At 74.1% G+C, this 25,691-nt stretch carries 32 protein-coding genes and 3 tRNA genes; 26 read left to right on the plus strand and 9 right to left on the minus strand.

Going from position 1 to position 25,691, the window contains the following annotated elements; all coding sequences use genetic code 11:
- Positions 1 to 52 precede the first annotated feature (52 nt).
- The gene (locus ABZ570_RS11850; protein ID WP_358060822.1) at positions 53 to 559 is read left to right on the plus strand and encodes a hypothetical protein; all 507 of its coding nucleotides are present in this window, start codon (positions 53 to 55) and stop codon (positions 557 to 559) included.
- A 24-nt stretch (positions 560 to 583) separates the two neighbouring features.
- On the opposite strand, the gene ABZ570_RS11855 is transcribed toward ABZ570_RS11850, so the two are convergent.
- Positions 584 to 1,357 (minus strand): prepilin peptidase, encoded by a 774-nt coding sequence (locus ABZ570_RS11855; protein WP_358060825.1) that lies wholly within the window; start codon positions 1,355 to 1,357, stop codon positions 584 to 586.
- Between the two features lie 591 nt (positions 1,358 to 1,948).
- Here ABZ570_RS11855 and ABZ570_RS11860 point away from each other — a divergent pair.
- Genes ABZ570_RS11860 through ABZ570_RS11920 form a run of 13 tightly spaced genes read left to right on the plus strand, consistent with a single transcriptional unit; the run spans position 1,949 to position 11,454 of the window.
- Positions 1,949 to 2,515, plus strand: coding sequence for a hypothetical protein (locus ABZ570_RS11860; protein ID WP_358060940.1), 567 nt, complete (start codon positions 1,949 to 1,951; stop codon positions 2,513 to 2,515).
- Positions 2,509 to 3,465 carry a hypothetical protein gene (locus tag ABZ570_RS11865; RefSeq protein WP_358060828.1) on the plus strand — a complete coding sequence of 319 codons (957 nt, stop codon included), beginning with the start codon at positions 2,509 to 2,511 and terminating at the stop codon, positions 3,463 to 3,465. The genes ABZ570_RS11860 and ABZ570_RS11865 overlap by 7 nt, the downstream gene beginning before the upstream one ends.
- On the plus strand, positions 3,462 to 4,124 hold the full coding sequence (locus tag ABZ570_RS11870) for an SAF domain-containing protein (RefSeq protein ID WP_358060831.1): 663 nt from the start codon (positions 3,462 to 3,464) through the stop codon (positions 4,122 to 4,124). Before ABZ570_RS11865 ends, ABZ570_RS11870 begins: the two co-directional genes overlap by 4 nt.
- Complete coding sequence (locus ABZ570_RS11875; RefSeq protein ID WP_358060834.1) at positions 4,124 to 4,957, plus strand: ParA family protein; 834 nt, start codon at positions 4,124 to 4,126, stop codon at positions 4,955 to 4,957. The genes ABZ570_RS11870 and ABZ570_RS11875 overlap by 1 nt, the downstream gene beginning before the upstream one ends.
- Positions 4,947 to 6,467 (plus strand): CpaF/VirB11 family protein, encoded by a 1,521-nt coding sequence (locus ABZ570_RS11880; RefSeq protein WP_358060837.1) that lies wholly within the window; start codon positions 4,947 to 4,949, stop codon positions 6,465 to 6,467. Before ABZ570_RS11875 ends, ABZ570_RS11880 begins: the two co-directional genes overlap by 11 nt.
- A 5-nt stretch (positions 6,468 to 6,472) precedes the next feature.
- Positions 6,473 to 7,372: a type II secretion system F family protein gene (locus ABZ570_RS11885; protein WP_358060840.1), complete on the plus strand. Its 900-nt coding sequence runs from the start codon at positions 6,473 to 6,475 to the stop codon at positions 7,370 to 7,372.
- 2 nt (positions 7,373 to 7,374) lie between these two features.
- On the plus strand, positions 7,375 to 8,238 hold the full coding sequence (locus ABZ570_RS11890) for a type II secretion system F family protein (protein WP_358060943.1): 864 nt from the start codon (positions 7,375 to 7,377) through the stop codon (positions 8,236 to 8,238).
- Positions 8,239 to 8,263: 25 nt separating this feature from the next.
- Positions 8,264 to 8,464 (plus strand): hypothetical protein, encoded by a 201-nt coding sequence (locus ABZ570_RS11895; protein WP_358060843.1) that lies wholly within the window; start codon positions 8,264 to 8,266, stop codon positions 8,462 to 8,464.
- A complete protein-coding gene (locus ABZ570_RS11900; RefSeq protein WP_358060846.1) occupies positions 8,464 to 8,955 on the plus strand; it encodes a TadE family protein in 492 nt (163 codons plus the stop codon). The genes ABZ570_RS11895 and ABZ570_RS11900 overlap by 1 nt, the downstream gene beginning before the upstream one ends.
- Positions 8,952 to 9,419 carry a TadE/TadG family type IV pilus assembly protein gene (locus ABZ570_RS11905; protein ID WP_358060849.1) on the plus strand — a complete coding sequence of 156 codons (468 nt, stop codon included), beginning with the start codon at positions 8,952 to 8,954 and terminating at the stop codon, positions 9,417 to 9,419. The genes ABZ570_RS11900 and ABZ570_RS11905 overlap by 4 nt, the downstream gene beginning before the upstream one ends.
- Positions 9,416 to 9,847 carry a hypothetical protein gene (locus tag ABZ570_RS11910; RefSeq protein WP_358060852.1) on the plus strand — a complete coding sequence of 144 codons (432 nt, stop codon included), beginning with the start codon at positions 9,416 to 9,418 and terminating at the stop codon, positions 9,845 to 9,847. The genes ABZ570_RS11905 and ABZ570_RS11910 overlap by 4 nt, the downstream gene beginning before the upstream one ends.
- Positions 9,848 to 9,862: 15 nt before the next feature.
- A complete protein-coding gene (locus ABZ570_RS11915; RefSeq protein WP_358060854.1) occupies positions 9,863 to 11,089 on the plus strand; it encodes a LysM peptidoglycan-binding domain-containing protein in 1,227 nt (408 codons plus the stop codon).
- Between the two features lie 26 nt (positions 11,090 to 11,115).
- Positions 11,116 to 11,454 (plus strand): cupin domain-containing protein, encoded by a 339-nt coding sequence (locus tag ABZ570_RS11920; protein ID WP_358060857.1) that lies wholly within the window; start codon positions 11,116 to 11,118, stop codon positions 11,452 to 11,454.
- 41 nt (positions 11,455 to 11,495) lie between these two features.
- Here the strand turns inward: ABZ570_RS11920 and ABZ570_RS11925 are convergent, their stop codons facing one another.
- The 5 genes from ABZ570_RS11925 to ABZ570_RS11945 all read right to left on the minus strand — a co-directional run bounded on the left by ABZ570_RS11925 (position 11,496) and on the right by ABZ570_RS11945 (position 14,622).
- Complete coding sequence (locus ABZ570_RS11925; protein ID WP_358060860.1) at positions 11,496 to 12,347, minus strand: Rieske 2Fe-2S domain-containing protein; 852 nt, start codon at positions 12,345 to 12,347, stop codon at positions 11,496 to 11,498.
- Positions 12,348 to 12,430: 83 nt separating this feature from the next.
- Positions 12,431 to 13,540, minus strand: coding sequence for a hypothetical protein (locus ABZ570_RS11930; RefSeq protein WP_358060863.1), 1,110 nt, complete (start codon positions 13,538 to 13,540; stop codon positions 12,431 to 12,433).
- Positions 13,540 to 14,055, minus strand: a complete 516-nt coding sequence (locus ABZ570_RS11935) for a SigE family RNA polymerase sigma factor (protein ID WP_358060866.1) — start codon at positions 14,053 to 14,055, stop codon at positions 13,540 to 13,542. The genes ABZ570_RS11930 and ABZ570_RS11935 overlap by 1 nt, the downstream gene beginning before the upstream one ends.
- 121 nt (positions 14,056 to 14,176) lie before the next feature.
- Positions 14,177 to 14,425, minus strand: coding sequence for a flavin reductase (locus tag ABZ570_RS11940; RefSeq protein WP_358060869.1), 249 nt, complete (start codon positions 14,423 to 14,425; stop codon positions 14,177 to 14,179).
- Positions 14,422 to 14,622 (minus strand): hypothetical protein, encoded by a 201-nt coding sequence (locus ABZ570_RS11945; RefSeq protein WP_358060872.1) that lies wholly within the window; start codon positions 14,620 to 14,622, stop codon positions 14,422 to 14,424. The genes ABZ570_RS11940 and ABZ570_RS11945 overlap by 4 nt, the downstream gene beginning before the upstream one ends.
- Before the next feature lie 199 nt (positions 14,623 to 14,821).
- Between ABZ570_RS11945 and ABZ570_RS11950 the strand changes: the two genes are divergently transcribed.
- Genes ABZ570_RS11950 through ABZ570_RS11960 form a run of 3 tightly spaced genes read left to right on the plus strand, consistent with a single transcriptional unit; the run spans position 14,822 to position 15,954 of the window.
- A complete protein-coding gene (locus ABZ570_RS11950; protein WP_358060874.1) occupies positions 14,822 to 15,589 on the plus strand; it encodes a helix-turn-helix transcriptional regulator in 768 nt (255 codons plus the stop codon).
- Positions 15,580 to 15,771, plus strand: a complete 192-nt coding sequence (locus ABZ570_RS11955; RefSeq protein WP_358060877.1) for a DUF397 domain-containing protein — start codon at positions 15,580 to 15,582, stop codon at positions 15,769 to 15,771. Before ABZ570_RS11950 ends, ABZ570_RS11955 begins: the two co-directional genes overlap by 10 nt.
- Positions 15,772 to 15,813: 42 nt before the next feature.
- On the plus strand, positions 15,814 to 15,954 hold the full coding sequence (locus ABZ570_RS11960) for a PIN domain-containing protein (protein ID WP_358060946.1): 141 nt from the start codon (positions 15,814 to 15,816) through the stop codon (positions 15,952 to 15,954).
- Between the two features lie 89 nt (positions 15,955 to 16,043).
- Here ABZ570_RS11960 and ABZ570_RS11965 read toward each other — a convergent pair whose 3' ends face one another.
- On the minus strand, positions 16,044 to 16,661 hold the full coding sequence (locus tag ABZ570_RS11965; RefSeq protein WP_358060880.1) for a TetR/AcrR family transcriptional regulator: 618 nt from the start codon (positions 16,659 to 16,661) through the stop codon (positions 16,044 to 16,046).
- A gap of 90 nt (positions 16,662 to 16,751) precedes the next feature.
- Between ABZ570_RS11965 and ABZ570_RS11970 the strand changes: the two genes are divergently transcribed.
- Both ABZ570_RS11970 and ABZ570_RS11975 read left to right on the plus strand, forming a co-directional pair.
- On the plus strand, positions 16,752 to 17,618 hold the full coding sequence (locus tag ABZ570_RS11970) for an NAD(P)-binding domain-containing protein (RefSeq protein ID WP_358060883.1): 867 nt from the start codon (positions 16,752 to 16,754) through the stop codon (positions 17,616 to 17,618).
- Positions 17,619 to 17,700: 82 nt separating this feature from the next.
- Entirely contained in the window at positions 17,701 to 18,465 is a 765-nt protein-coding gene (locus ABZ570_RS11975; RefSeq protein WP_358060886.1) for a crotonase/enoyl-CoA hydratase family protein, read from the plus strand.
- 154 nt (positions 18,466 to 18,619) lie between these two features.
- Here ABZ570_RS11975 and ABZ570_RS11980 read toward each other — a convergent pair whose 3' ends face one another.
- Entirely contained in the window at positions 18,620 to 20,104 is a 1,485-nt protein-coding gene (locus ABZ570_RS11980; protein WP_358060889.1) for an FAD-dependent oxidoreductase, read from the minus strand.
- Positions 20,105 to 20,166: 62 nt separating this feature from the next.
- Complete coding sequence (locus ABZ570_RS11985) at positions 20,167 to 21,099, minus strand: phytoene/squalene synthase family protein (protein WP_358060892.1); 933 nt, start codon at positions 21,097 to 21,099, stop codon at positions 20,167 to 20,169.
- Positions 21,100 to 21,205: 106 nt separating this feature from the next.
- Here ABZ570_RS11985 and crtI point away from each other — a divergent pair, with 106 nt between their 5' ends.
- From crtI to ABZ570_RS12020, 7 genes are all read left to right on the plus strand, one after another.
- Complete coding sequence (gene crtI, locus ABZ570_RS11990) at positions 21,206 to 22,687, plus strand: phytoene desaturase family protein (protein WP_358060895.1); 1,482 nt, start codon at positions 21,206 to 21,208, stop codon at positions 22,685 to 22,687.
- A gap of 40 nt (positions 22,688 to 22,727) precedes the next feature.
- Positions 22,728 to 23,342 (plus strand): isopentenyl-diphosphate Delta-isomerase, encoded by a 615-nt coding sequence (gene idi / locus ABZ570_RS11995; protein WP_358060898.1) that lies wholly within the window; start codon positions 22,728 to 22,730, stop codon positions 23,340 to 23,342.
- The gene (locus ABZ570_RS12000; protein WP_358060901.1) at positions 23,332 to 24,279 is read left to right on the plus strand and encodes a MerR family transcriptional regulator; all 948 of its coding nucleotides are present in this window, start codon (positions 23,332 to 23,334) and stop codon (positions 24,277 to 24,279) included. Before idi ends, ABZ570_RS12000 begins: the two co-directional genes overlap by 11 nt.
- 74 nt (positions 24,280 to 24,353) lie before the next feature.
- The gene (locus ABZ570_RS12005) at positions 24,354 to 25,157 is read left to right on the plus strand and encodes a polysaccharide deacetylase family protein (RefSeq protein WP_358060904.1); all 804 of its coding nucleotides are present in this window, start codon (positions 24,354 to 24,356) and stop codon (positions 25,155 to 25,157) included.
- Positions 25,158 to 25,310: 153 nt separating this feature from the next.
- Positions 25,311 to 25,383 (plus strand) — tRNA-Glu (locus tag ABZ570_RS12010).
- A gap of 33 nt (positions 25,384 to 25,416) precedes the next feature.
- Positions 25,417 to 25,490: transfer RNA gene (locus ABZ570_RS12015), tRNA-Asp, on the plus strand.
- Positions 25,491 to 25,565: 75 nt separating this feature from the next.
- Positions 25,566 to 25,639, plus strand: a tRNA-Phe gene (locus tag ABZ570_RS12020).
- Positions 25,640 to 25,691 lie beyond the last annotated feature (52 nt).

Raw genomic sequence — 25,691 nt, forward strand, 5'->3', positions numbered from 1 at the left:
CGCGGTTCACCTGGTACGACGGTGGGAGGCACGGCTCGACGAGGAGGTACCGATGACCGGTGGGCGGGAGACGGTGGAGGTCGACCCGGTGGTGTTCCGCGCCGTCTACGACTCGCCCGCCTCGCTGCCGGGTCGGCACCGCTGGACCACCTCGGAGCAGGACGTACGCCGGTTGGAGAAGCTGCTGAACCTGCCGGCGCGCTGCATCGGCGCGCCGCTCTGGGTCAGCGGCGACGAGCCGGACTGCCCGAAGTGCGGTCGCCGGGTGAGCTGGTACGACATCGTCGCCTCCGCCCTGCACACGGTGCACGACCCGGCGATGATCGCCCGCGTCATCCTCGGCGAGCGCAAGTACGTCAACACCGAGGTGCCGGACGCGATCCCCGGCGTGCACTGCGCCGACTGCCGTACCCCGATCGAGGGGCTGCGCAGCTTCAAGTGCCACAACTGGGCGTACGCCTTCCCCGCGCTGGAGGAGGTCGTCGAGCGGATGACGGGCACGCCCGGCCAGCCGGCGCAGCGCCGGCCGTCCGACCCGGACGGCGCGACCGCCCACTGACCCCGGCCCGCCACGGCGGCCCGGTCAGGTGGTGAGAAGCAGGGTCAGCGCGGTGGCGATGATGAGGAACGGGCCGAAGGGCAGGTGGCTGGACCAGCGGACCCGGCGGGCCGCCAGCAGCGCCAGGCCGACCAGCGCGGCGAGGCTGACGGCCAGCACCAGCCCGGCCATCAGCACCGGCCAGCCGTACCAGCCGAGCAGCGCGCCGGCGCCGAGCGCCAGCTTGGCGTCGCCGAGCCCGAACCCGCGCCGGCCGAGCAGCAGGGTGGTCGCCGCGAAGCCGGCGGCGAGGGCCAGCCCGGCCACGGTGGCGCGCAGCCAGGGCGCCGGGTCGGCCCCGGCCAGCGCGGCCGCCCCGAGCAGCACCCAGACGCCGCCCGCCGCCGGATAGGTGAGCCGGTCCGGCAGCCGGTGCACCGCGGCGTCGACCAGGGCCAGCGGCACCGCCCAGGCGAGCCACCAGGCCATCGCCGGCCGCGCACCGGCCGGGCCGCCGGCCAGCACGAGCACCGCCAGCGCCGCGACCAGCGCCAACTCGACCGTGCCGGGTGCCGCGCCGACCCGGCCCCGGCACGCCGGGCACCGGGCCGCCGGGCCGAGCGCCGGCAGCGGCCGGTCCAGGCCGATCGGCGCGGCGCAGCCGTCGCACCGGGCCCGGTCCGCGGAGCCGGGGGGTACGGCGTACCGGGCGACGGCCAGCCGCATCGGCGGGACGACCGCCAGGGCGGCGAGCAGACGTACCGCTGGACGCCGGGCGTCGACCCGCGGCGGGTCGCGGCGGAGCCGTTCGGCGGTCATGCCAGCACCCCGACCCGATCGCGGACCGTCTCAACGGGAGGCACGGAGAGTAGTTTTCGTCGCCTCGGCACGTGGCGGACGGCGCCGAAAACGGCGCTCCGGCCGGACCGGCGAGCGACCCCCGGTCCGCCGCGTGACCGGTCCGGACCGGCGCCGACGCCAGCGGGACGGATCGGGCCAGAGGCGTCGATGCCGCCCATTTCTCCGCCGCATGGCGGCCGGCTGGCGCCCCGGACCACTTGACAGGACGAGGAGACCGGGGCCTCCGGCCCGGCCGACCATCGACTGCGGATCGCCCTTCGGACACCCACCGGGCCACCACCACCTGTCATCACTGAGGGTAATTGATTGAATTACCTCTGTTGTATCGGCGGACGTCAGCCTATGCTCGCCCCTTGGGTGCGACGCAACCCCGGATCCATTGGCGTCGTACGCCGACCGGAGACAGCACGTTTCGAATTCGTTAAAGATCAGCACAGGTAAATACAGCGGCAGCCACTTGAGGCCCGGGTGAAACCATCCGGGTGCGCTTCCGCATGCCGGAGCGCGCTCCCGCAACCGCTCCGGGTCGCCACCGAGGAGGGCGCGGTGTTGCGAACACGGCATTCCCGCCGATGGGAAATCTGCCTGCTCAGCCTGGCGCTGCTGGCGGCCAGCGCCGGTTGCGGCACCGATCCGGAGGCGGCCGGCGACCCACTGACCGGGCTCGGCGACCCACCGGCAACCCATTCCACAGCGGACGAACAGGCGGCCGGGAAAGCGGCCCTCGCCGCCTATTCCGGATATCTGGCGGCGTCCCAGGCGGCGAGCGTACGGAGCGACCCCCGCCATCCCGCGCTGACCCGATTCCTGGCGGATCCACTGCTGACCCGGGAACGGATGGCAATTCGCGAAGCGAAGGAGCACGGCGCGATGCGTACCGGAACACTCGTTTCCGATCCCACCGTCGTATCGGTCGATCTGGCCGCCGACCCACCCACCGTGGAGATCCAGGACTGCCTGGACGCCACCGGCTACCGCCTCGTCTACGCCAAGGATCACCGGGTGGTACCCGGCTCACGCGGCGGGCGGTACCTCGCCACCGCCATCGCCACCCGCTACCCGGACGGCCGGTGGCTGATCAACGCCGGCGCCGCACATCAGGACCAGCCGTGCTGACCTGGGGAGGAAGGGGTGCCCCGGCCCACCCGACCCGGGCCGGGGCACCCCGCCGGCTGCTGCTCGCCGCCGGTCTGGCGCTGGTGCTCGCGCTGACCGGCGTACCGGCACGGGCGGGTGGCCCCGGCGGGAACTGCCCGCCCGGGCAGACCGACTGCAACGTCTGGGACGACGACCCGGGCGTACCGGGCGGGCCGGGCGGGCCGGGCGGCGGCGGTAACCCCGGCGGAGGCGGTGGATCCGGTGGCACCGGCGGGAAGTGCCAGTGGAACGGCCGGACGATCCCCTGCTACCACGACCAGCTGGGCTGGTTCAACAACGGCGACGGCTGCTACTACAAACTCGCCGAGCCGCAGCAGACCGCGCCCCCCGGCAAGCAGTGGTACACGCAGACGTGCAACGGCGGTGACCTGGGCCAGCAGACGGTCGTCCTACGGGACGGCCCGCCACCCGGCTTCGGCGCGCCGCCCGACCCGGAGGAGCTGGCCCGCCGCGCGCTGGCCTCGATCTCGCTGCTGCCGCCCCGGATCGCGGTGGCACCCTGGCGGAACAACGGGCCGGGCCTGGTCGGCCTGCCCGTCTGGATGTGGGCCAGCAGGGGAGCTTCCTACTTCGGGCCGCTGCGGGCCTCCGCTTCGGACCGGGGGTTGACGGTCCGGATCGAGGCCAAGGTGACCCACGTCGTCTGGGACATGGGCGACGGCTCCAAGATCACCTGCACCGGGCCCGGCACCGCGTACGCCGCGAACGGTCCGTGGGCCGGGCAGCCCTCCCCCGACTGCGGCTACGACCGGGGGTACGCCCGAGCCGACACCTACCGGGTCAGCGCCACCACGTACTGGACCGTGCGCTGGCGGGCGGGTGGTACGAGCCACCAACTCCCAGTGCAGACCCGGGTCAGCAACACCGTCCCGGTGCAGATCAACGAGCTTCAGGTGGTGACCCGATGAGTGTGGCGACCCGGAACGGGATCTCGGTGGACGCGCCGGTGGCGCCGCCCCGGGTGGTCCGGCAGCGGCGGGTACGCCCCGGCCTGCTCGGCCTGGCGGTGCTGCTGATCGCCCTCGGTGGGCTGGGTGCGGCCTTCGCGGTCACCTCCGTCCGGTCGACCGGCACCTACCTGGCGGTGGCCCGGCAGGTGGAGGTGGGTCAGCAGCTCAGCGCCGGCGACCTGGTCGCGGTCCGGGTCTCCGGCGGGCAGGGGCTGCGACCGGTGCCCACCAGCCGGCTGAAGGAGGTGGTGGGCCTGCGGGCCGCCGTCCGGCTGACCCCGGGCACCCTGCTGACCGCCGCCCAGCTCACCGACGCCCCGCTGCTCGGGCCCGGGCAGCAGCAGGTCGCGCTCGGGCTCAAGCCGAGCCGGGTGCCGGCCCGTACGCTCCACCCCGGCGACAAGGTTCTGCTGATCAGCACCCCCGATCGCAACGCGAACGCCGGGGGCGCGGCAAGCGGCGGCGGCACCCGGTTCGAGGCCACGGTGATCGACACCGCCGCCCCCGAGAACGACGACGTGGTCGTCTACGTGGCCCTGGCCGTACGCGACGTGCCGGCGGTGGTGGTGCTGGCCGCGGACGACCGGATCGCGCTCGTACTCACCGAGGCGGCCTGATGGCGATCATCGCCCTGCTCTCGGCGAAGGGTTCGCCCGGCGTCACCACCTCCGCGCTGGCCGCCGCGCTGAGCTGGCACCGGCGGCTGGTGCTGGCCGAGTGCGACCCGGCCGGCGGCTCGATCCTCGCCGGCTACCTGGGCGGGGCGCTCGACGGTCCCCGGGGCATCGGCGAGCTGGCCGTCGGGGAGCTGCGCGACGGCAACCTGGACAGCGCCTTCTGGTCCCAGCTGGTCGACCTGGACGCGCCGAAGCGGGAGCGGCTGCTGCTGCCGGGCGTGGTCGACCCGGCCCAGGCCGGCAGCGTGACGCCGCTCTGGCAGCGGTTCGCCGACTTCTTCACCGACCTGGAGCGGGGCGTCCCCCCGTACGACGTGCTGGTCGACTGCGGCCGGCTCCAGGTGGCCGGTCCACCGTGGCCGGTGCTGCGGGCCGCCGCGATCGTGCTGCTGGTCACCCGCGCCCACCTGCCCGACCTGTCGGCCACCCGAGCCACGATCCGCGCCGTCGAACGGGACTTCACCGAGCACCGGGTGCCCCCGGGCACGCTGCGCCTGCTGGTGGTCGGCGACGGGCACGGCAACAGTGAGATCAGCAAGGCGCTGCGGCTGCCGGTGATCGCCCGGTTGCCGCACGACCCGCGTACCGCGGCGGTGCTCAGCCTCGGCGGCACCGTACGCTCCGGCCGGCCGCTGATGCGCGCGGCCGGTGCCCTGGAGGTGCCGGTCCGGGCGCTGCTGGACCGGCGGCAGGCCCGGCTGGCCTGGCCGGGCGCGGCACAGCCCCGCGCGGTGACCGCGCCGACCGCGCCGGGGGTGTCCGGTGCGGTTTGAGCCCGTCTCGCACGACCCGCGCGGGCAGCAGCCCGGCGCCACCTCGACCATGCCACCGCTGGCCCCGCCGAACGGGCAGCCCCACCCCCCGACCGTCGCGCCGCCGGCGCCCCCGGCGCCGCCCCGCCCCCGGGTGGACTTCGCCGTGGTCCGCGAGCTGCGCCGGGAGCTGAGCGAACGGCTCACCCTCTGGCAGCGGGGCCGGGAGTTCGACGCCGACGCCGAGGAGGTCGAGCGGGCGCGGCTGGCCGTCGCGGTGGTCTCCGCGTACGCGGACTCGGTGCGCCGGGCCGGCACGCCCATGGCGGCCGACGAGGAACGGCTGCTGCTCGACCAGGTGACCGCCGAACTGGTCGGCCTGGGGCGGCTCCAGACGCTGCTGGTCGACGAGACCATCGAGGAGGTGCACATCCTCGGCTGCGACCAGGTGCGCATCACCCGGCACGGGGGCGGGGTGGACTGGGCCGAGCCGATCGCCGACAGCGACGACGAGCTGGTGGAGATCCTCCAGGCGGCGGCCCGCCGGGCGGGTGCCACCGAACGCTCCCTGTCCACCTCGAAGCCCACGCTCGACCTGCAACTGCCCGACGGCAGCCGGCTCGCCGCGGTGTTCCTGGTCAGCCACCGCCCGTACGCGGTGATCCGCAAGCACAACACCCTGGCGGTGAGCCTGGAGGACATCGCCGGTGGCCGCCCCGACCTGGACGAGATGATCGACCCGCTGCTGCGCGACTTTTTGCGCGCCTCCCTGCGGGCCGGGCTGAACATCATGGTCGCCGGGCTGGCCGGGGCGGGCAAGACCACGGTCATCCGGGCGCTGATGGACGAGATCCCGGCGGACGAGCCGTACGTGCTGCTGGAGGAGAGCCGCGAGCTGCTGCCGGCCCGCCGGGGGCACAAGCACCGGGCGGTGATGAGCTTCGAGGCCCGCGAGGGGCACGGCGAACGCGGGCTGGACGGCCGCCCGGCCGGCGAGGTCACCATCGCCGACCTGATCCCGGTCTCGCTGCGGATGGGCGTGCTGCGGATCATCGTCGGCGAGGTCCGCTCCCGGGAGATCGTGCCGATGCTCCAGGCGATGACCACCAGCCGCGGGTCGATGTGCACCATCCACGCCCGTAGCCCGGCGGGGGTGAGCGAACGGATCATCGAGCTGGCGCTCTCGCACGGCCGGGAAATGACGGTCGACCAGGCCCGCCGGATGGCGGGCAACGCGCTCGACCTGATCGTCTATGTCAACGTCGAGGACGAGACCGCGATCGGTGGCCGCAAACACCGCTTCGTCTCCCACGTCGAAGAGGTGGTCGGGGTCGGTGCGAACAACCGGATCACCACCACCACCGTCTTCGGGCCGGGGCCGGACGGCCGGGCGGTCCCCCGACACCTGCCCGAGCGGGTCCGTGACCAGCTCCTGCGGGTCGGCTACGACGCCCGGCTGCTGACCCGGTTCATCGAGGCCGGCACCGGTGCCTGGCGCCGCCCCCGGCACACCCGCCTCGGACAGCGGTAGCAACCATGTCGACGATCGAGCTGGTCGCCCTCTTCTCCGGCGCGGCGTGCGCGGCCGGGCTGGTGCTGGCCGTGGTCGCGCTGGTCGGCACCGGCCGGCCCGCCGGGCCGACCCCGGGTACCCAGCCTGGCCTGCGCCGGCTCCGGCCCGGTGCCGGGGCGGGACGACGCGAGCAGCGGCGGCGCCGGGTGCTGCTCGGCGCGGCGGTGGTGGCCGGCGCACTGACCTTCCTGCTGACCGGGCTGCCGGTGGTCGGGCTGCTCGTCGCGCTGGCCGTGCCCGGGGTGCCGTGGCTGTTCGCGGTCGGCCGGGCCGAGCAGCGGACCATCGCCCGGATCGAGGCGGTCGGCGAGTGGACCCGCCGGCTGAAGGACATCTGCGGCACCGGCCAGGGCCTCCAGCAGGCGATCATCGGCACCATCGCCACCGCCCCGGAGGAGATCCAGGAGGAGGTACGCACCCTGGCCGCGCGGCTCCAGGCCGGCTGGCTGGCGAAGTCCGCCCTGCTCGCCTTCGCGGACGAGATCGGCGACCCGGTCTGCGACCAGGTGGTGGCCGCGCTGATCCTGCACCTGACCGACCGGGGTGAACGGCTCGGCGACGTGCTCGGCTCGATCGCCTCGGCCGCGTCCGCCGAGGTGGCCACCCGCCGGGAGATCGAGGCGAAGCGTACGCAGCCCCGGTTCGCGGTCCGCTTCCTCACCGGGATGACCCTGGCCGCCCTCGCGTACGGGCTGGTCAACACCGAGTACATCCGGCCGTACCGGACCCCGGTCGGGCAGCTGGTGATGGCGGCGCTCGGTGCCGCGTTCGTCGGGCTGCTGATCTGGGTGCGCTCGATGAGCCAGCCGCCCCGGCCGGCGCGTTTCCTGCCCGCCCCCGACCCGGAGGAGACGATCGCGTGAGCGTGCTCGTCAACTGGCAGCTCGCCGTCGCCGTGCTGGGCGGGGCGGCCGTCGGCCTCGGCCTCTTCCTGGTGGTACGCGAGGCACTGCCGGCCACCCCGGCGCTCGGCCCCGCGTTGCGCCGGCTGCACCAGCCCCCCGGCCCGGCGGTGGCGGGCCGGCGCGGGCCGGACTGGCTCGGCGGCTTCTCCCGCTGGCTGCGCCCGCCGCACCGGCAGCTCGCCCTGCTCGACCGGACCCCGGAGCAGTACGCCCTGTCGGTGCTGCTCTCGGCGCTCGTCGGGTTCGCCACGCCGGCCCTGGTGTCGGCCCTGCTCTTCCTGGCCGGGGTGCCGCTGCCGGTGGTCGTACCGGTGCTGGGGAGCCTGGGGTTGGCCCTGGTCGCCGGCCTGGTCGCGCACCGCGACGTGCTGGCGAAGGCGGACGCCGCGCGGGACGAGTTCCGCCAGGCGGTCTGCACCTACCTCGACCTGGTCGCGTTGCAGCTCTCCGCGGCGCACGGCCCGGTGCAGTCGCTGGAGCGCGCGGCAGGGGTCTGCGACGGCTGGGTCTTCGACCGGATCCGGGAGGCGCTGCGGATCGCCCAACTCCAGATGCACTCGCCCTGGGACGAGCTTCAGGAACTGGCCGACCGGATCGGCATCCCGGAGCTGGGCGACGTGGGCGCGATCATGCGCGCCTCCGGCAGCGAGGGCGCCCAGGTGCACGAGACCCTGCGCAGCCGCGCCGACTCGCTGCGCGACCAGATCCGTACCGACAACCTGGCCCGGGCCGAGGGGGTGACCAGCCGGCTGGACATCCCGGGCTCGCTGCTGGTCTTTGTCCTGCTCGGCTTCGCCGTCTATCCGTTCCTGGCCCGTCTGTGAACCCACCCCGGAGAAGGAGAACCCGATGCGCCTCTACACCTACCTGTACGCCACGGTGACCAGCCGCCTGGCCGAGCTGCGGCGGGACACGGAGCGGGGCGACAGCCCGGTGCCGACCGCCGTGATCATCTTCGGCCTGGTCGCCGTCGCCATGGCCGTCACCACCCTCGCCCTGACCAAGGCCAACAACTGGATGCGGGCCATCCCGAACAACACCGCGCCGTGATGCCCCGCCCCGCCCGTACGGACCGGAGGAGCCGGCCGGCGTCCGCCGCCCGGCCCACCGGCCTGCGCGGCCCGGGGCGGCTCGCCACCGCGGTCCGTGGCCGGCTCGCCGAGGGCGGGGCGGAGCGGGGGGCCAACCCGGTCGAGCTGGCGGTGGTGATGCCGGCGATCCTGGTGCTGCTCTTCGCCTCGATCCAGCTCGCCGTCTGGTTCGTCGCCCGCTCCACCGCCCTGAACGCGGCGCAGACCGGGGTGAACGCCCAGCGCACGCTCCAGGCGCCGCCCGGCGCGGGCCGGGACCGGGCTACCACCTTCCTGCGCGCCGCCGGTGACTGGCTCGTCGACTGGCAGACCCCCGGCCCCACCTGCACGACCACCGCCACCGAGGTCACCTGCACGGTCAGCGGGCGCTCCCTGTCGGTGATCCCGGGGGTCGACTTCCCGGTCCGGCAGACCGCGCACGGACCGGTCGAACGCTGGACGACGGGGTGAGGCCGGTGCGCGAACGAGGCTCCGTCTCGATCGAGGTGGCGGTGCTCGCCCCGGCCTTCATCCTGCTGATGGTGCTGGCCGGGGTGGCCGGGCGGACGGCCGTGGCCGACGAGGCGGTGGAGTCGGCCGCGCACGATGCCGCCCGGGCCGCCTCGCTCGCCCGGGACGCGCGTACCGGCCGGACCGCGGCCACCGACGCGGCCCGCCGCCAGCTTGACTGGTCGGGGCTGGACTGCACCGCACCGCCGGCACTGACCTTCCGCGGCTCGGTCCGGGGCACGGCGACCAGCTTCGCCGCCGCGTACCGCAGCGCACCCGGGGTGCCGGCGACCGTCACGGTCACGGTGACCTGCAGGGTCTCCTTCGCCGACCTGAGGGCGCCGGGGCTGCCCGGAGTGCCGGGCGGCAAGACCGTCTCGGCGAGCTTCACCTCCCCGCTGGACACCTACCGGAGCCGACGATGACCGCGGCGCGCACGCCGGAGAGCGGCCGGGTGAGTCTCTTCCTCGCCGTGGCGATGACCGGCGTACTCGTGATCATCAGCCTGGCGTACGACGGGGCCGGGCAGTTGCGGTCGTTGCAACGTGCCGACAACCTCGCCGCCGAGGCGGCCCGCAGCGGCGGCCAGATGATCGACCGGGCCCGGGCCATCGAGGGCGGCCCGAAGGAGATCGACGAGGCGGGCGCCCGGGACGCCGTCGCGAGCTACCTGCGCGCGGCCGGCGGGGTCAGCGGCCACCAGGTCAGCTTCCCGGTTGTCGACGGCGAGAAGCAGATCCGGGTACGCGTCCGCATCACCTACCGCCGGGACCTGCTCGGCCTCTTCGGTCTCGGCAACTCCGTCACCGTCACCGGTGAGGCCACCGCACGGGCGCTCACCGGGGCACCGTAGGAAGGGAAACCAGCCATGGCCGTACCCCGACGTTCCACCGCCCGGCGGACCGGCCAGGTCCTCACCGGGCTCGGCGCCCTCGTCGTGCTCTGCGCGGTGCTGGCCGGCGGGCCGATCGCGCTCCTCGCCCTCGCCGGCAACCCCCTCCCCGATCATCTGCCCACCCTCGCCGAGGTGGGCACCGCGCTGACCAGCCGCGACGACGGGCAGCTCTTCCTGCGGGCGCTGGCCGTGGTGGGCTGGTTCGGCTGGGCGACGTTCGCCTTCTCCGCACTGGTGGAGCTGCTGGCGGCGGCGCTGCGCCGGCCGGCCCCCCGGCTGCCCGGGATGCGCCGGCAGCAGCGGGCGGCGGCCGCGCTGGTCGGCTCGGTGGCGCTGATCCTGGCGGCGAGCCCGGCCGCCGCGAGCGCCGCCACCCTCACCGCACCGCACCCGACCACGGCGAGCGTCGCCACCGTCACCGCACCGCACCCGGCCGCCGCGCAGGTCGCCCGGGGGGTCGCGCCGCCCGACCAGGCCGTCCCCCCGCTCGCCACCCCGCCGGTGCGGGCCTCGTCGGACGCCGACGAGCCGGCGGTCTACCGGGTGGCGAAGGGCGACTACCTGGGTACGGTCGCCGAGCGCTACCTGGACGACTTCGAGCGCTACCGGGAACTGGCCCGGCTCAACCGGCTCGCCGACCCGGACCGGATCCACCCCGGCCAACTGCTCGAACTGCCCGAGGGGGCGGTGGACGAGGGGGCCCGCCGCCACGCCACGGGGCGGCTGGTCAGCACGCCGGCGTCCCGTCCGGTGCCCGCCCCGGGTACGCCGGCTGCCCGCCCCGCCACACCCGGCGACGCAGCGGGCACGTCGGTTCCGGGCGGCGCGGTGGAGGCGATCGGCCCGGCTCCCACCGCGAAGCCGTCGCCGCAGGCTCCGACCGCGAAGCCGTCCCAGCGGACCCCCACCGCGAAGCCGTCCCCGCAGACCCCCACCGCGAAGCCGTCGCCGCAGGTGACCGGCGCGCCGGGGTCGTCCGGCGTGGCGGTGGACCCGGCGGGACGGCCACCGGCGATGGCGGCCGGCGCATCCCCGGCCGCCGTCGAGGACGGGATCAACCGGCCGCTGGCGATCTCGGCGGTGCTGGTGGTGGCGAGCATCGTCGGCGCGCAGATCGGTGCGGTGCTGGGTCTGCGGCGCCGGCCGGCTCCCCGGGCCGACGGGCAGACCCTGGCGGTCGGCCGGCACCGGAAGGGCTGACCGGCGGCTCGGCTACCGTCGTCGCCATGCCGACGCACGTGGTCCGCGCGACCAGTCTGGACGTCCCGCACGAGCCGCTCCCCGCCGCGCAGGTACGGCAGGGTGCCCCGACCACGGGCGCCGTCCCCGTGCCCGCGGTGGCCGGGCTGGACGTGGGGGTGTGGGAGCACAGCCCGGGGGTGAGCACCGACGTGGAGGCGGACGAGGTCTTCGTGGTGCTCTCCGGCCGGGCGAGCGTCGCCGTGGAGGGCGGCCCGACGCTGGACCTGGCCCCGGGTGACCTGTGCGTACTGGAGGCCGGCGCCCGGACCACCTGGACGGTGCACGAGACGCTGCGCAAGGTGTACGTCAGCCCGACGCGCTGACTGACCGCCCCGTCCGAGGAAGGGTGACTGGCCGGCGCCGGTCAGGGCAGGCGGGCCTCGAGGCGGCCGTCGACCACCCGGGTCGGCAGGAGCACCTGGTCGTTGGCGGACGGCCCGTGCACCACCTCGCCGCCGTTGAGCCGGAACGTGCTGCCGTGCCACGGGCACACCACACAGTCGTGTCCGTTGATCTCCTGCACCTCGCCCTGGCCGAGCGGGCCGCTCTGGTGCGGGCAGCGCTCCAGCATCACGGTCACGTCGTCGCCGTGCCGGTAGACGATCACCGCCACGTCGTCGATCTCCCGGGTGACGAGCTGGCGCTGCGGCAGGCTGGCCATGTCGCCCAGCGGGTGCCACCCCTCGCTCATCAGGTGCATCTCCGAGATGCTCTGGCTGACCTGCGCCCCCTGCTTGTACGCGAGGTGCCCACCCAGGTACGCCCCACTGCTCGCCGCCGTCAATCCCAGATACGCCAGCGCCCGGCCCATCCCGTACCGGCCGTTGCGCCGCGCGGCCAGCGAGCCGGCGTAGCAGGCCAGCCCGATGGTGTTGGCGGCGGCGTGCACCAGGCCGATCCGGCGCTGGTCCCGGGAGAGGGCCGCCCAGTCGTTGAGGCCGGCCACGGCGGCCGGCAGGGCGCTCAGCGTGCCGATCCGGATCAGGGTGGTGGCGGCCCGCTGCTGCCCGGGCATCATGTCCAGCACCGCGCCGCTCATCCAGGCCCCGACGGGCACCTGCACCATCGCCGGGTGGAGCGGATGCCCCAGCCAGACACCGTGCAACAGGTCCCGGACCCGCCGGCTGCGCAGAGTGCCCTGGACGATCTGCTGCAGCCGGTCGCCGATCCGGTCGAGCCGGTTGGCCTGTTCGAGTTTGTTCAATAGTCCGCGCACGTGGTCCGACTTCCCGGCAGCCGAGCCCCCAAACCGGGCGGCCCCCACGAATCACCCCATCGGGTGCCTCCGCGCTGCCGGTGTCAGCGCCAGTCCTTGACCTTCGGATACAGCGTGGCGCCACGGAAGAGCGAATCCAGGTTGCCCCCGAGCTTGCGGAGGGTGGCCTGGTCGTGCGCGCTCATCTCGACGTAGAGGCCCTGCACGCCGTACACCTGGAGGCTGGCGCCGCCGTCCGGCGACGAACGGCGGCGGGCCGGGTGCCCGTCGATGGTCGAGTCGGGGCCACCGAGCACGCTGTTGTCACCGGAGGGCGACAAGCGGGGAATCATCAGCACGACCAGCGGCCAGTCGCCGTACTTCGTACGCCTGCCGCTGCCGTAGGACAGCTCCACGTTCCAGCTACCGCCAGCCGAGGTGCCGACCCGGTAGGCCATCGGCTTCAGGCCGGCCGGGAGGTTGGCGAAGCGCACCGGCAGCCGGATCGGCCGGTCCACGCCGTAGCGCACGTCCTCGGCGATCCGACGGGCGAGCGCGCGGGGGTCGCTGCCCTCGGATACGGCCTGCACGGTCACCTCGGCCCAGGCGCCCGGGGCGTACTCCCAGCGCAGGGCCGCGCCGCGCGCATCGGAGGCAAGCCTGTTCCATCGCGCCGTCCGGCCGTTCACCGGCTCGGCGGGTTCCAGATCGGCGGAGCCGGCCCGGCCGCTGGGCACGGCGAAGTCGTTGGCCCCTTCGAGGGCGATGCCATGGCCCGCAGCCACGATCCGCAGCTCGACCTGCGCGCCGCCGGTGCGGTCGGACGAGGCAGGGTCCATCGGGGGGGACGCGTTCAAGGCGAGCTGGGCGGTCCCGGTCGCGACCATCCGATCGGTCAGGCCGGCGGGGAGCCAGCCGAAGTCGGCGTACTGGCGGCCCGGATCGAAGGCGGTCGGGGCGCGATCCGGCATCGGCGCGACGGATGCCGAGGTGGGCGACGGGAACCCGGGCACGAAGGGTGCCGGCCGGTCGGGCTGGCCGAGCACCGCCGGGGCGGCGGCGAGGACGGCGACGACGGCGAGGCCGGCGGTCGCGGCGGTGGCGATGCGGCGGCGCCGGACCTGCCGGCGCCCGTCGCGCACGGCGCGGTGCAGGTCCACCGCGGACGGCGGGAGCGCGACGTCCCGCAGCGGCGTGAGCAGCTTCTCCTCCATCACTTCCCCTCTCCGGTGAACGTGTAGGCAGTGGTACCGAGCAGCCGGCGCAGCTGGGCGAGGCCCTGCGAGGTCTGGCTCTTGACGGTTCCGGCGGTGCAACTGAGGATCGCGGCCACCTCGTCGACGGGTCGGTCGTCGAGGAATCGGAGCACCAGCACGGCCCGTTGCCGGGGCGGCACCTGGGCGAGTGCGGCGTGCAGCAGCTCCCGGTCCTCGACGGTGTCGTCGGGCGGCGTGGGCACCGCCTCCGGCGGGGTGTCCATCAGGCGTACCCGGGACCAGAGCCGGCGCTTCTCGTCCAGGAAGACCCGGACCAGCACGGTCCGGACGTACGCATCGAGATTGTCGGCGGCCCGGGCGCGACGCCAGTTGACGTAGATCCGGGTGACCGCGGTCTGGACGAGGTCGTCGCCGCGGTGGGCGTCCCCGACCAACTGGCACGCGATCCGGCGCAGCACCGGCAGCCGCGCCGTCACGTACTCGACGTACTCCTGCTCCAGGTCCGCCCGCATCCACCCACCCCGTCTCGTGGACGATTCCACCCCGCTGACGGCGTCGGGCCAGACTTCGGTTGTACGCCCGATGGAAAAATCCTGGCCACCTCTCCGGCCCGGAGCGTGCGACCGTGCCCCGTCACCGAACGCGGGCCCAGGCGAGGAAGCGCTCGGTCAGATCCGCCGGGGCAGCGTGCCCGTTGAGCTGCGACAACTGCGCACCCGCCTCCGCCATCAGCGTGCTCAGGTAGACCAGCAGCGCCGTGCGGTCCGCCCGATACTCGACCAGCAGCGCGAGCCGCGCCGGCTGGCAGGGCCACTCCGCACCGCAGTTCCGGCACCGCCAGAGCGGACGCATCGGCAGGTGGGGGCGAGCGGCCCGGCTCATCGCGCCCCGCCGTTCCGCCGCCACCCGCCGGCCCGCCATCGCTGCGCCGGCGTGAGGTTGCCCGCGCGCCCCGGCCCGTCGGTGGGGAAGACGTCCGTGGGTTGGCTCGCCCACGCCGGCCGCTCGTTCTGGACGATCCACTGCCGGGGTACGCGCGGCGCCGCCTCGGGTCGGTGCCGCCAGAACCGGATACGCATGTCTCCCCCTTCGCCTCACGGATGGATGGGCCGCCCCGACTCCGTTGGCGGGGCGGCCCGCGCTGGACGCTGACCGCCGGGCTCCTGCGCCTCCACCGGCCGCGCCGTCCTGCACAACACGCTGCCTTGGGTGATGAGACAGAAACACCGCGTAGCGATATGGTCGGCAGATATTCGAGACGTCCAATGGGGAGGGACCGTGAACGACGCGCTGCGGGTGGCGCTGAACGAGACCGGGTACACCACCGAATCCCTCGCGGAGCGCGTGGGGGTGGACCCGAAAACGGTGGGCCGCTGGCTGAGCGAGGGCCGCATCCCGCATGCCCGGCACCGGGTGTCGGCCGCGGAGGCACTCGGCCGGGACGTGGCAGACATTTGGCCGGACACTTCAAGACGTCGTGAGCCGGTCTGGTTCCGCCCCTGGCAGGAAATCGAGCGCGAGGCGGTTTCGCTGCGCTCGTTCGAGTCGCTGGTGCTGCCCGGCCTGCTCCAGACCGAGGCGTACGCCCGGGCGGTGCTCACCGGGGCCGGCACCCTGCCCCGGGCCGACATCGAGCGGCACGTCTCGGCGCGGCTCGCCCGGCAGGGCGTCCTGCGGCGCGACGACCCGCCCCAGTTCACCGCCGTGATCGACGAGGGAGTCCTCCGCCGGCCCGTCGGCGGCCGGGCGACCATGCGGGAGCAGCTACTTTCCCTGGTGGAGGCCTGCGCGGAGCCGCACGTCCGGGTCCACGTCGTGCCGGCCTCGGTCGGTGGCTACGCCGGGCTGAACGGCCCCTTCGTGCTGGCCACCTGCCCCGACCACCGGCTCGCCGGCTACCTCGACAACCAACTGGAGGGAGAAGTGGTTAGCGACATCGATGACCTCGCGGCGATAATGGCCGCGTGGGAGAACGTGCGCGGCGAGGCGCTCTCCCACTGGCAGTCGGTCGATCTAATCAGGGAAGTGGCAAAGACATGGAGCTGACGGGCGCCCGGTGGCGCAAGAGCAGCCGCAGCAGCGGCAACGGCGGCAACTGCGTCGAGGTCGCCGACAACCTCCCCGGCCTGGTCGCCGTCCGCGACTCCAAGGACCCGACCGGCCCGGCCCTCACCTTCACCCCCACCGCCTGGCGCGCCTTCCTCACCGAACCACCCACCCGCGCCTGACGCGGGTCCGCCCACGCCATTACTGGGCACGACCGCCGACGGATACACGTTGATCTACTCATCGCGGCAACCGCCGAATACCAGGGGCTGTCTCTGCTGCACTACGACCGGGACTTCGAACAGGTCGGCGCAATGACCAGCCAGCCGATGCGCTGGCTGGCGCCGGCCGGTTCGATCAAGTGAGAGCCTGCGGCTGAGGCGATTCGTTTACGCCATCAGCTCCATAGCGTCCGCTGACCAACCACCCGCCGCATCACCGCACCGATCCCTGCTCACGAGCTGGTGTTGCGAACGGCCCGGATCAGCTGGGCCAGGTGCGCTCCGGCCAGCCGTAGCGGCGTCTCGTCGCGGGACACCTGGGCCGCCAGCTCGGCTCCCTCGAGAGCGCTGATCACTGTGTGGGCCAGGTCCCCCGCGTCGCCCTCGGCGAAGCCCGCCGCCCGCAGTTTCGCTTCCACCAGGCCCCGCCAACGGGCGAACGCCTCGGCGGCGGCGCGCTGAATGTCAGGGGCACGGGCGGCGGTGCCCAGTGCGGTGGCGGTGACCGGGCACCCGTCGACCCAGTCCGACTGGCGCAGCTGCCCGGCGAGGGTGTGCGCCGCCGCCTCGATCGCTTCGGCCGGATCTTCGGCGCTGGCCAGCATGCCGGTCAGCAGCTCGGCGAACTCCCGGTCGCCGTGCCGGATCGCCTCGACCGCCAGCTCCTGCTTGCCGCCGGGGAAGAAGTGGTAGACGGATCCGAGAGTGGCTGCCGCCTCCTGCGAGATCTGTTTGATCCCGGTCCCGTCGTAGCCCTGTCGCTGCATCAGCCGGGAGGCGGTACGGACGATCCGCTCCCGGGTACCGACGGTCGTCTCCGGCTCGCCCGCCCGCTCTGCCCTGGTCCTCACCCGCGCAAGCCTACCGAATAGAGCGTTCGTTCTAGAGTCGTGCTAGCCTCCCGCTCTAGATAGAGCGTTCGTTCTAGAAAAGGGAATCTCATGCAGAAGCAGCCGGTAACCGTGATCGGTCTCGGTCCGATGGGTCAGGCGATGGTGGGCGCGTTCCTGGACCAGGGCCATCCCGTGACGGTCTGGAACCGGACCGCGAGCCGAGCCGACGACCTGGTCGCCCGGGGAGCCGCCCGGGCGGACACCCTCGCGCAGGCGCTGGCCGCCAACGAACTGGTGGTGCTGAGCCTGACCGACTACGCCGCGATGTACGACGTGCTCGGCTCGGCCACCGCGGCCCTGCCCGGGCGGGTGCTGGCCAACCTCAGCTCGGACACCCCGGAGCAGGCGCGCGACGCGGCACAGTGGGCGGCCGGACACGGCGCGACCCATCTCACCGGCGGCGTGCTGGTCCCGCCCCCCGCCATCGGAAAGCCCGGCTCATCCACCTTCTACAGCGGAGCGCGCGAGGCGTTCGAGGCCCACCGGGAGACGCTGGCGGTGCTCACCGACACCGACTATCGGGGTGAAGATCCGGGTCTCGCCGCGCTCTTCTACCAGCTCAACATGGACATGTTCTGGACGTGCATGCTGAGCTGGCTGCACAGCCTGGCGGTCGCCCGGGCCAACGGCATCACCGCCAAGGATCTGCTGCCGACCGCCATCCGCGCCACCGACCTGCGGTATTTCCTCGAGTTCTACACCGGCCGGATCGATGCCGACGAACACCCCGGCGACGTCGACCGGCTCGCCATGGGGGTAGCCAGCGTCGAGCACGTCGTACACACCACCCGCGACTCCGGGGTCGACCCGGCGCTTCCCGCGACCGTGCTGGAGATCTTCCGGCGCGGCCTGGCCACCGGGCACGGCAGCGACAGCTTCACCAGCCTGATCGACGTGCTCGCCGCCCGACCCTGACCGGGGGCGGCCCCGGCGGTCGCCCGCGCGCCACGGCACGGATCCCTGGCGCGCGGGCCGCCGTCGCGGGCATGCTGGCCCGATGGGGGTACGCGTCGCGCACGCCGGGCCGGTGACCACGGTGATCCTGGACCGGCCGGAGGCCCGTAACGCCGTCGACGGCCCGACCGCCCGGGCGCTCGCGGACGCGTTCCGCGCCTTCGAGGCCGATTCGGACGCGGCCGTCGCGGTGCTCTGGGGTGCGGGCGGCACGTTCTGCTCGGGTGCCGACCTGAAGGCCATCGGTACGCCGCGCGGCAACCGGGTCGAGCCGGAGGGCGACGGCCCGATGGGCCCGACCCGGATGCGCCTGTCCAAGCCGGTGCTCGCCGCCATCTCCGGGTACGCCGTCGCGGGCGGTCTGGAGCTGGCGCTCTGGTGCGACCTGCGGATCGCCGAGTCGGACGCGACGCTCGGGGTGTTCTGCCGGCGCTGGGGCGTACCGCTGATCGACGGCGGCACGGTCCGGCTGCCGCGGCTGATCGGGGAGAGCCGGGCCATGGACCTGATCCTCACCGGCCGCCCGGTCCCCGCCGACGAGGCGTACGCGATGGGGCTGGTGAATCGGCTGGTCGCGCCGGGTGAGGCCCGGGCGGAGGCCGAACGGCTGGCCGCCGAGATCGCCCGGCACCCGCAGACCTGCCTGCGCAACGACCGGGCGGCGCTGCTCGCGGGCGCCGGCCTGCCCGAACCGGAGGCGATGGCCACCGAGCTGGCCTTCGGCATGGAGTCCCTGATCACCGACGCGATGAAGGGCGCGGCCCGCTTCACCGCCGGCGCCGGCCGCCATGGCAGCGCTCCCGAATGACCGCCGAAGTGACGGGACCCGGCACTCGTTATCCGGATCCGGTCACCAGCTTCGGGTCGGCGACGAGGATCCGGGGCTGGCTTCGCCTCGTGCCCCTCGCGCTCGACCAATTCCACCAGCCCTGTTCTGATCAGCCCACGCGACCACGAGGCCGCTAGCGCAGGTTGCGCAGCGCGTCCTCGATGGCCCGGTGGAAGGTCGGGTACGCGTAGATCATGTGCCGGAGCTGGCTGACCGGGACGGCCGCGTGCACCGCCACCACCAGGGCGGAGAGCACCTCGCCGCCGGCCGGGCCAACCGAGGTGGCGCCGACCAGCACGCCCTGGTCGGCGTCGGCGACCAGCTTGATGAAGCCCGCGTTGCCGGCCTTGTGGATCCAGCCCCGGGCGGACGAGGTCAGGTCCGCGTACCCGATCTGGACGTTGACGCCGCGCTCGCGGGCCTGCCGCTCGGTGAGGCCCACCGCGCCCACCTCCGGGTCGGTGAAGGTGACCCGGGGCAGTGCTCGGTAGTCGGCGTACGGGACGCTGCCCGGCGCGGCGGTCGACCCGCCGGCGCTCATCGCCCCGCCGACCGCGCTGGCCACCCCGGCCGCACCGCCGACCACGCTGGCGGTGCCGCTGGCGTCCGGGCCGCCCCTGCTCCGGCGCATGTGGTCGAGCACGTCGGCGACGACGATCGCCGCCTGGTACATGGCGATGTGGGTGAACGCGCCCTCGCCGGTGAGGTCGCCGACCGCCCAGATCCCCTCGGTGACGTGCATCCGCGCGTCGACCGGCAGGTAGCGCTGCCCGGCGTCGACCCCCACGGTGTCCAGGCCCAACTCCTCCAGGTGCGCCTTCCGGCCGGTCACCACCAGCAGCTGCTCGCCGGTGAACTCGGCGCCGTCGGCGTGCACGGTGAACCGCTTGCCGTCGTGGTCGACCCGCTCGGCCCGGACGCCGGTGTGGATCTCGACCCCGTCGGCGCGCAGCGCGGTTGCGGCCGCCTCGGACGCCTCCGGCTCCTCGATGGCGAGCACCCGGTCGGCCGCCTCGATCACCGTCACCTGGACGCCGAACCGGGCGAAGACCTGGGCCAACTCCAGCCCGATCGCGCCACCGCCCAGCACCAGCAGCGACTCGGGCAACTGCTCGACCTCGATCGCCTGATGGTTGGTCCAGTACGGGGTGCCGGCCAGGCCGTCGATCGGCGGAACCGAGGGGCGGGTGCCGGTGCCCAGCACGATCCCGTACCGCGCCTGGAAGAGCTGGTCGTCGACGCGTACCCGGTCGGGGCCGTCGAGCCGGCCGCTGCCCCGGACGAACCGGCCGCCCTTGCCGGTGAACCGCTCCACCGCCACCCGGTCGTCCCAGGTGTCGGTGGCCTCCTCGCGGATCCGCCGGGCCACCGGCGCCCAGTCGGGCCGGACCTGCGCGGAGCCGGCCAGCTCGTTGACCCGATGCGCCTCGGCCAGCGCGTTCGCCGCCCGGATCATCATCTTGCTCGGTACGCAGCCCCAGTACGGGCACTCGCCGCCGACCAGGTCCCGCTCGATCCCGACGACCGTGAGGCCGGCCTCGGCGAGCCGCCCGGCCACCTCCTCGCCGCCGACCCCGAGCCCGACCACGACCACGTCCACCAGTTCCGGCTCCGCCATTCCGCCAGCATTCCGCACCCTGGCGTCCCTCGCGACCGGACAACGCCGGAACTGCCTTCCTCTCAGGCGGTCAGGGCGAGTGGCTGGAGTGGGGGGCCGGGGATCGGGACCGGTGTGCCGGGTGGGGTGAGCAGCGCCCGCGCGGCCACCGCCATCCGCCGCCGCCCGGGTACCCGGGCGCGCCGCACGAAGATGTCGTAGTCCTGGGCGGCCACCTCGTCGAGGATCCCGCCGTAGAGCTCGTACGCGGTGCGCATGCAGGACTGCGACGCGGGGGTGAGCAGGGGGATGCCCGGCGCGGCGGCCGCGTAGTGGGCCTGGGCGCGGGTCACCTCGTACTCGACCAGCTCGCGGATCTTCCGCGGGGCCCGCCCGGCCGCGCGGGCGGCGAGCAGGTCGTCGCGGGTGACGTCGAACCGGGCGAGGTCCTCGTCGGGCAGGTACGTCCGCCCCCGGTCCAGGTCCTCGGCGACGTCCCGGATGAAGTTGGTCAGCTGGAACGCCAGGCCGAGCTGACGGGCCGGCTCCCGGGCGGCGGCCGGGTCGGAGCTGCCCAGGACCGGCAGCATCATGGTGCCGATGACGGCGGCCGAGCCCTCCATGTAGTCGAGCAGGTCGGCGTAGGTCGGGTAGGACGCGACCGTCAGGTCCATCGCCATGCTGCGCAGGAACGCCGTGAAGTCGGCGCGGTCCAGGTCGAAGACGGCGATGGTGTGCAGCACCGCCGGGAGCAGCGGGTCGTCGACCGGCTCTCCGTGCAGCCCGGCGACGAAGCGCTCGGACCAGTCCCGCAGCCGGACGGCGCGCTCGGCCGGCGGCAGCTCGTCGGTCCGGTCGACGATCTCGTCGGCGTGCCGGGTGAAGCCGTACAGGGCGTGAACATGGCGACGTTTCCAGGCGGGCAGCAGCCGGGTGGCGAGATAGTAGGTGCGACCGTGGCGTCTGTGCAGCTCGCGGCAGTGGTCGTAGGCAGCGGTGAGATCGGCGTTCGCCACCAGCCCTCCCCTCGAATTCGACGCAGCGATCGACGCAACTCGTAACCCTAGGGTACGCTCGCCCGTTAGGGCCAACGACGGGGTTATCGGTGAGGGAGGTCGCCAGGTGCGGGTCGTGACCGGGCGCACGGACCGGGTGGTGGTCGTCGGCGCCGGCCTGGGCGGGCTGGCCTGCGCGCTGCACCTGGCCGGCAGCGGCCGGCAGGTGACCGTCCTGGAACGGGAGGCCGTGCCGGGCGGGCGGGCCGGCCGACTCACCGTCGACGGGTACGAGTTCGACACCGGCCCGACCGTGCTCACCATGCCCGACCTGATCGCCGAGGCGCTCGGCGCGGTGGGCGAGGAGCTGACCGACTGGCTCGACCTGATTCCGCTCGACCCGGCGTACCGGGCGTACTACCCGGACGGGTCGACGCTGGACGTCATCACCGACACCACCCGGATGGCCGCCGAGATCGCCCAGGTCTGCGGCCCCCGCGAGGCCGACGGCTACCTGCGCTTCGTCGACTTCGCCCGGAACCTGTGGCGCTGGGAGCGGGCCGACTTCATCGAGCGCAACCTGGACGCCCCGACCGACCTGCTCACCGCCAACCTGCTGAAATTGCTGGCCAACGGGGCGTTCCGGCGACTCCAGACGAAGATCAACCAGTTCTTCCGGGACCCGCGTACCCAGCGGATCTTCTCCTTCCAGGCCATGTACGCCGGCCTCGCACCGCACGACGCGCTGGCCATCTACGCGGTCATCGCGTACCTCGACTCGGTGGCCGGGGTCTGCTTCCCGCGCGGCGGCGTCCACGCGGTCTCGCGCGGGATGGCCGGCGCCGCGGAGAAGCACGGCGTGCAGATCCGGTACGGCGTGACGGTGACCCGGGTGGCGACCGCGCACGGCCGGGCCACCGGGGTGGTGACCGCCGACGGCGAGTTCGTCCCGGCCGACGTCGTGGTGCTCAACCCGGACCTGCCGGTCGCCCACCGGGACCTGCTGCCCGCCGCCCGGCAGCGCCGGCTCACCTACTCACCCTCGTGCGTCGTGCTGCACGTCGGATCCACGCAGGGCTACGCGAAGATCGCCCACCACAACATCCACTTCGGACGGCCCTGGCGGGGCACGTTCGACCAGGTGATCCGTCGCGGCGAGCTGATGACCGACCCGTCGCTGCTGGTGACGAACCCGAGCCGGACCGATCCGTCGGTGGCACCGGCCGGGCGGCACACCTACTACGTGCTCGCCCCGGTGCCGAACCTCGACCGGGCACCGTTCGACTGGCGGGGCGAGCTGACCCCCCGCTACGCCGACCAGCTCATCGGGACGCTGGAGGAGCGGGGGTACGTCGGCTTCGGCGACGGCGTGGAGGTGCTGCGCACGGTCACCCCGGCCGAGTGGGCGGAGCAGGGCATGGCCGCCGGCACCCCGTTCGCCGCCGCGCACACCTTCCGCCAGACCGGGCCGTTCCGGCCGTCGAACCTGCACCGGACGCTCGGCAACGTGGTCTTCGTCGGCTCCGGCACGCAGCCGGGGGTGGGCGTGCCCATGGTGCTGATCAGCGGCAAGCTCGCCGCCGCACGGGTCACCGGGGCCACCCGATGAGCGCCGCGACGCAACGCGATTCCGAAGGAGAGGTCGTGCCGTGACTTCCCGCGAAGGACACCTGGTCGAGCTGGTCGACGACGACGGGCGCGCGCTCGGTGAGGCCACGGTGGCCGCCGCCCACCAGCCACCTGGTCGGCTGCACCGCGCGTTCTCGGTGCTGCTGGTCGACCCGGACGGGCGGATCCTGCTCCAGCAGCGGGCCGCCGCCAAGACCCGCTTCCCGCTGCGCTGGGCCAACTCCTGCTGCGGCCACCCACTGCCGGGTCAGCCGCTGGTCGAGGCCGCCAACCGGCGGCTGGCCGAGGAGCTCGGCGTCGGCCCCGTCGACCTCACCGAGGTCGGCGTGCACGTCTACCGCGCCGACGACCCGGCCACCGGCCGCGTCGAGGTCGAGTACGACCACGTGCTGCGCGCCGAGGTGCCGGCCGACCTGCCCACCCGGCCCGACCCGGCCGAGGTGGCCACCCTGCGCTGGGTCGACCCGTACCAGCTCGAGGCGGACCTCGGGGTCGACCCGCACGCGTACGCGCCGTGGCTGGGCGGGGTGGTGCACCGGCTGCTGCGTCCGGCCCGCCCCGCCGCCGGCCGGTCCGGCGGGATCCCGTCCGGCGCGCCCGCCGACGAGGTACCGGAGCGGTCGGGTGGCCGATGAGGCGCTGAGCGCGGGCGCCGTGGCGCGCCGGCTGGGTGTGGCGGTCACCACGCTGCGCACCTGGCACCAGCGCTACGGTCTCGGCCCCAGCGAGCACGTACCGGGGCACCACCGCCGCTACACCCCGGCCGACCTCGCGCGGCTGGAGATCATGCGGCGGCTCACCGCGGAAGGGGTGGGCCCGGCCGAGGCGGCCCGGTGGGCTCGGCAGGCGCCGGTGCTGGCCCGGACCGAGCGTCCCGGGCCGCCGCCCCGGCCGAGGATGACCCGGGCCGGCGGCGGGACGACCATCGGGGTCGGCCGCGCCGGACCGGTCGCCCGGGGGCTGGCCCGCGCCGCGATGCGGCTGGACTCGATCGCCATCGGCGAGACGCTCGCGCGCGCCCTCGCCGCCGACGGCGTGGTGCCGACCTGGGACGGGCTGCTCCGGCCGGTGCTCGCCGGCATCGGCGAACGACACGCCGCCACCGCCGGGTTGATCGAGGTGGAACACCTGATGTCCCGGTGCGTGTCCGAGGCGTTCGCCGCGGTGGCTCGGTCGCACCGGGCCACCGGACCGGCCCGGGTCCTGCTCTCCTGCGCCGACGAGGAGCAGCACACGCTGCCGCTGGAGGCGCTGGCCGCCGCCCTCGCCGAGGCGGGGGTCGGCTACCGGATGCTGGGCGCGCGAGTGCCCCTGGCGGCCCTGGTCGAGACGGTCACCCGGACCGGGCCGGCGGTCGCGGTGCTCTGGTCACACACCCGGGCGACCGCCGATCCGCAGCAGCTTGCCGCGCTGCTCGCCGTCCCCCGCCGGCCGCTGCTGGTGCTCGCCGCAGGGCCGGGTTGGCAGGCCAACGCCCTGCCGGCCGGCGTGCTCCAGCCGGTGGACCTGACCGAGGCGGTCTCGCTGGCCGTGGCCGTAGGTGACTCGCACGACCGGTCGACGACGGCCTGACCGGCCCTCCCGCTTCGGAGCGGCGTCCGTTACGGTCGAGAGTCCGCACACCCCGACCCCTCTCGGGAGCGACGATGCGTTCACGCGCCGTGCTCGCGCTCGCCCTCAGCCTGGTGTTACTTCTCACCGGCTGCGGCAAGCCCGGTAAGACCCCACACCAGGCGGGCGGCTCACCCGCCGCCGCCTCACCCACCCCGACACGGGCACCGACGCCGACGCCGACGCCCACCCCGCGGCCGAGCCGTACCACCCCGCCGAAGCCGAAGCTGCGCCCGCTGCCGAAGAACCTTCCCGCCGGGCTGCACCGGGGCAGCGGCGCCCGGGGGGTGGCCCTGACCTTCGACGACGGGCCGGATCCGCGGTACACCCCGCAGATCCTCGACCAGCTGCGGGCGGCCCACGTCACCGCCACGTTCTGCCTGGTGGGCAAGCAGGCCCGGCGCTACCCCGAGCTGGTGGCGCGGATCGTCCGGGAGGGCCACCAGCTCTGCAACCACAGCTGGCGACACGACCTGAACCTCGGCCGGCGACCGGTCGCGGAGATCAAGGCCGACCTGGTCCGGACGAACCAGGCCATCCGCGACGCCGTACCGGACGCCGAGATCACCTGGTTCCGTCAGCCCGGCGGCCGGTGGACGGCCGAGGAGGTGGCGGTGGCGGAGAAGCTCGGCATGCGCCCGCTGCACTGGAGCGTCGACCCACAGGACTGGAACCACCCCAAGGCCAAGACGATCATCAAGCGGGTGGAAGCGTCGGCCCGGCCCGGCTCGATCGTGCTGATGCACGACGCCGGGGGCGACCGGAGCCAGACCATGGCTGCCTGTCGGCACCTGATTCCCGACCTGAAGCGGCGGTACGGGATCGTCCGGCTCGGCTGACCCGGTTCTGACCTGCGGTTTCGTCCGGCGTTGCGCGCAGGGGCATACCGGTTTGGTCGAGCGGCGGGGCATGACATATGCTTCTCATGCCTCCGGCGGGGCCGGATGGGAGCAAGTCCGTCTGAAGTTGCGATGTGCAATGATGGCGGGGCCGCCCTCATCGTCTAGCGGCCCAGGACGCCGCCCTTTCAAGGCGGTAGCACGGGTTCGAATCCCGTTGGGGGCACGGTCCGGCTCAGGCCGGATGCAACACCAGCCAGGTCCTGTGGAGCAGTCGGAGTGCTCGCCGCCCTGTCAAGGCGGAGGTCGCGGGTTCAAGTCCCGTCAGGACCGCTCGCGCTGACGCCGCGCCCATCATGCGCGGCGTTCTGCGTATCGGCCCATGCGGTAGCATGAGCCGAGCAGTACGGCCAGGTAGCTCAGTTGGTACGAGCGTCCGACTGAAAATCGGAAGGTCGGCGGTTCGACCCCGCCCCTGGCCACATAGCCTTTCGCCGGGCTACAGCAGCGCCGACCAGCGGAAACGCCGGTCGG

This window comes from Micromonospora sp. NPDC007271, from assembly GCF_040634005.1.
GTDB lineage: Bacteria > Actinomycetota > Actinomycetes > Mycobacteriales > Micromonosporaceae > Micromonospora.

Bases quoted from the DNA above. Each gene is read 5' to 3' on its own strand.
- ABZ570_RS11850 (WP_358060822.1), top strand. From the start codon at position 53: ATGACCGGTGGGCGGGAGACGGTGGAGGTCGACCCGGTGGTGTTCCGC.
- ABZ570_RS11855 (WP_358060825.1), bottom strand. From the start codon at position 1,357: ATGACCGCCGAACGGCTCCGCCGCGACCCGCCGCGGGTCGACGCCCGG.
- ABZ570_RS11870 (WP_358060831.1), top strand. From the start codon at position 3,462: ATGAGTGTGGCGACCCGGAACGGGATCTCGGTGGACGCGCCGGTGGCG.
- ABZ570_RS11875 (WP_358060834.1), top strand. From the start codon at position 4,124: ATGGCGATCATCGCCCTGCTCTCGGCGAAGGGTTCGCCCGGCGTCACC.
- ABZ570_RS11885 (WP_358060840.1), top strand. From the start codon at position 6,473: ATGTCGACGATCGAGCTGGTCGCCCTCTTCTCCGGCGCGGCGTGCGCG.
- ABZ570_RS11895 (WP_358060843.1), top strand. From the start codon at position 8,264: ATGCGCCTCTACACCTACCTGTACGCCACGGTGACCAGCCGCCTGGCC.
- ABZ570_RS11900 (WP_358060846.1), top strand. From the start codon at position 8,464: ATGCCCCGCCCCGCCCGTACGGACCGGAGGAGCCGGCCGGCGTCCGCC.
- ABZ570_RS11910 (WP_358060852.1), top strand. From the start codon at position 9,416: ATGACCGCGGCGCGCACGCCGGAGAGCGGCCGGGTGAGTCTCTTCCTC.
- ABZ570_RS11915 (WP_358060854.1), top strand. From the start codon at position 9,863: ATGGCCGTACCCCGACGTTCCACCGCCCGGCGGACCGGCCAGGTCCTC.
- ABZ570_RS11920 (WP_358060857.1), top strand. From the start codon at position 11,116: ATGCCGACGCACGTGGTCCGCGCGACCAGTCTGGACGTCCCGCACGAG.
- ABZ570_RS11930 (WP_358060863.1), bottom strand. From the start codon at position 13,540: ATGGAGGAGAAGCTGCTCACGCCGCTGCGGGACGTCGCGCTCCCGCCG.
- ABZ570_RS11935 (WP_358060866.1), bottom strand. From the start codon at position 14,055: ATGCGGGCGGACCTGGAGCAGGAGTACGTCGAGTACGTGACGGCGCGG.
- ABZ570_RS11940 (WP_358060869.1), bottom strand. From the start codon at position 14,425: ATGAGCCGGGCCGCTCGCCCCCACCTGCCGATGCGTCCGCTCTGGCGG.
- ABZ570_RS11945 (WP_358060872.1), bottom strand. From the start codon at position 14,622: ATGCGTATCCGGTTCTGGCGGCACCGACCCGAGGCGGCGCCGCGCGTA.
- ABZ570_RS11955 (WP_358060877.1), top strand. From the start codon at position 15,580: ATGGAGCTGACGGGCGCCCGGTGGCGCAAGAGCAGCCGCAGCAGCGGC.
- ABZ570_RS11970 (WP_358060883.1), top strand. From the start codon at position 16,752: ATGCAGAAGCAGCCGGTAACCGTGATCGGTCTCGGTCCGATGGGTCAG.
- ABZ570_RS11975 (WP_358060886.1), top strand. From the start codon at position 17,701: ATGGGGGTACGCGTCGCGCACGCCGGGCCGGTGACCACGGTGATCCTG.
- ABZ570_RS11980 (WP_358060889.1), bottom strand. From the start codon at position 20,104: ATGGCGGAGCCGGAACTGGTGGACGTGGTCGTGGTCGGGCTCGGGGTC.
- ABZ570_RS12005 (WP_358060904.1), top strand. From the start codon at position 24,354: ATGCGTTCACGCGCCGTGCTCGCGCTCGCCCTCAGCCTGGTGTTACTT.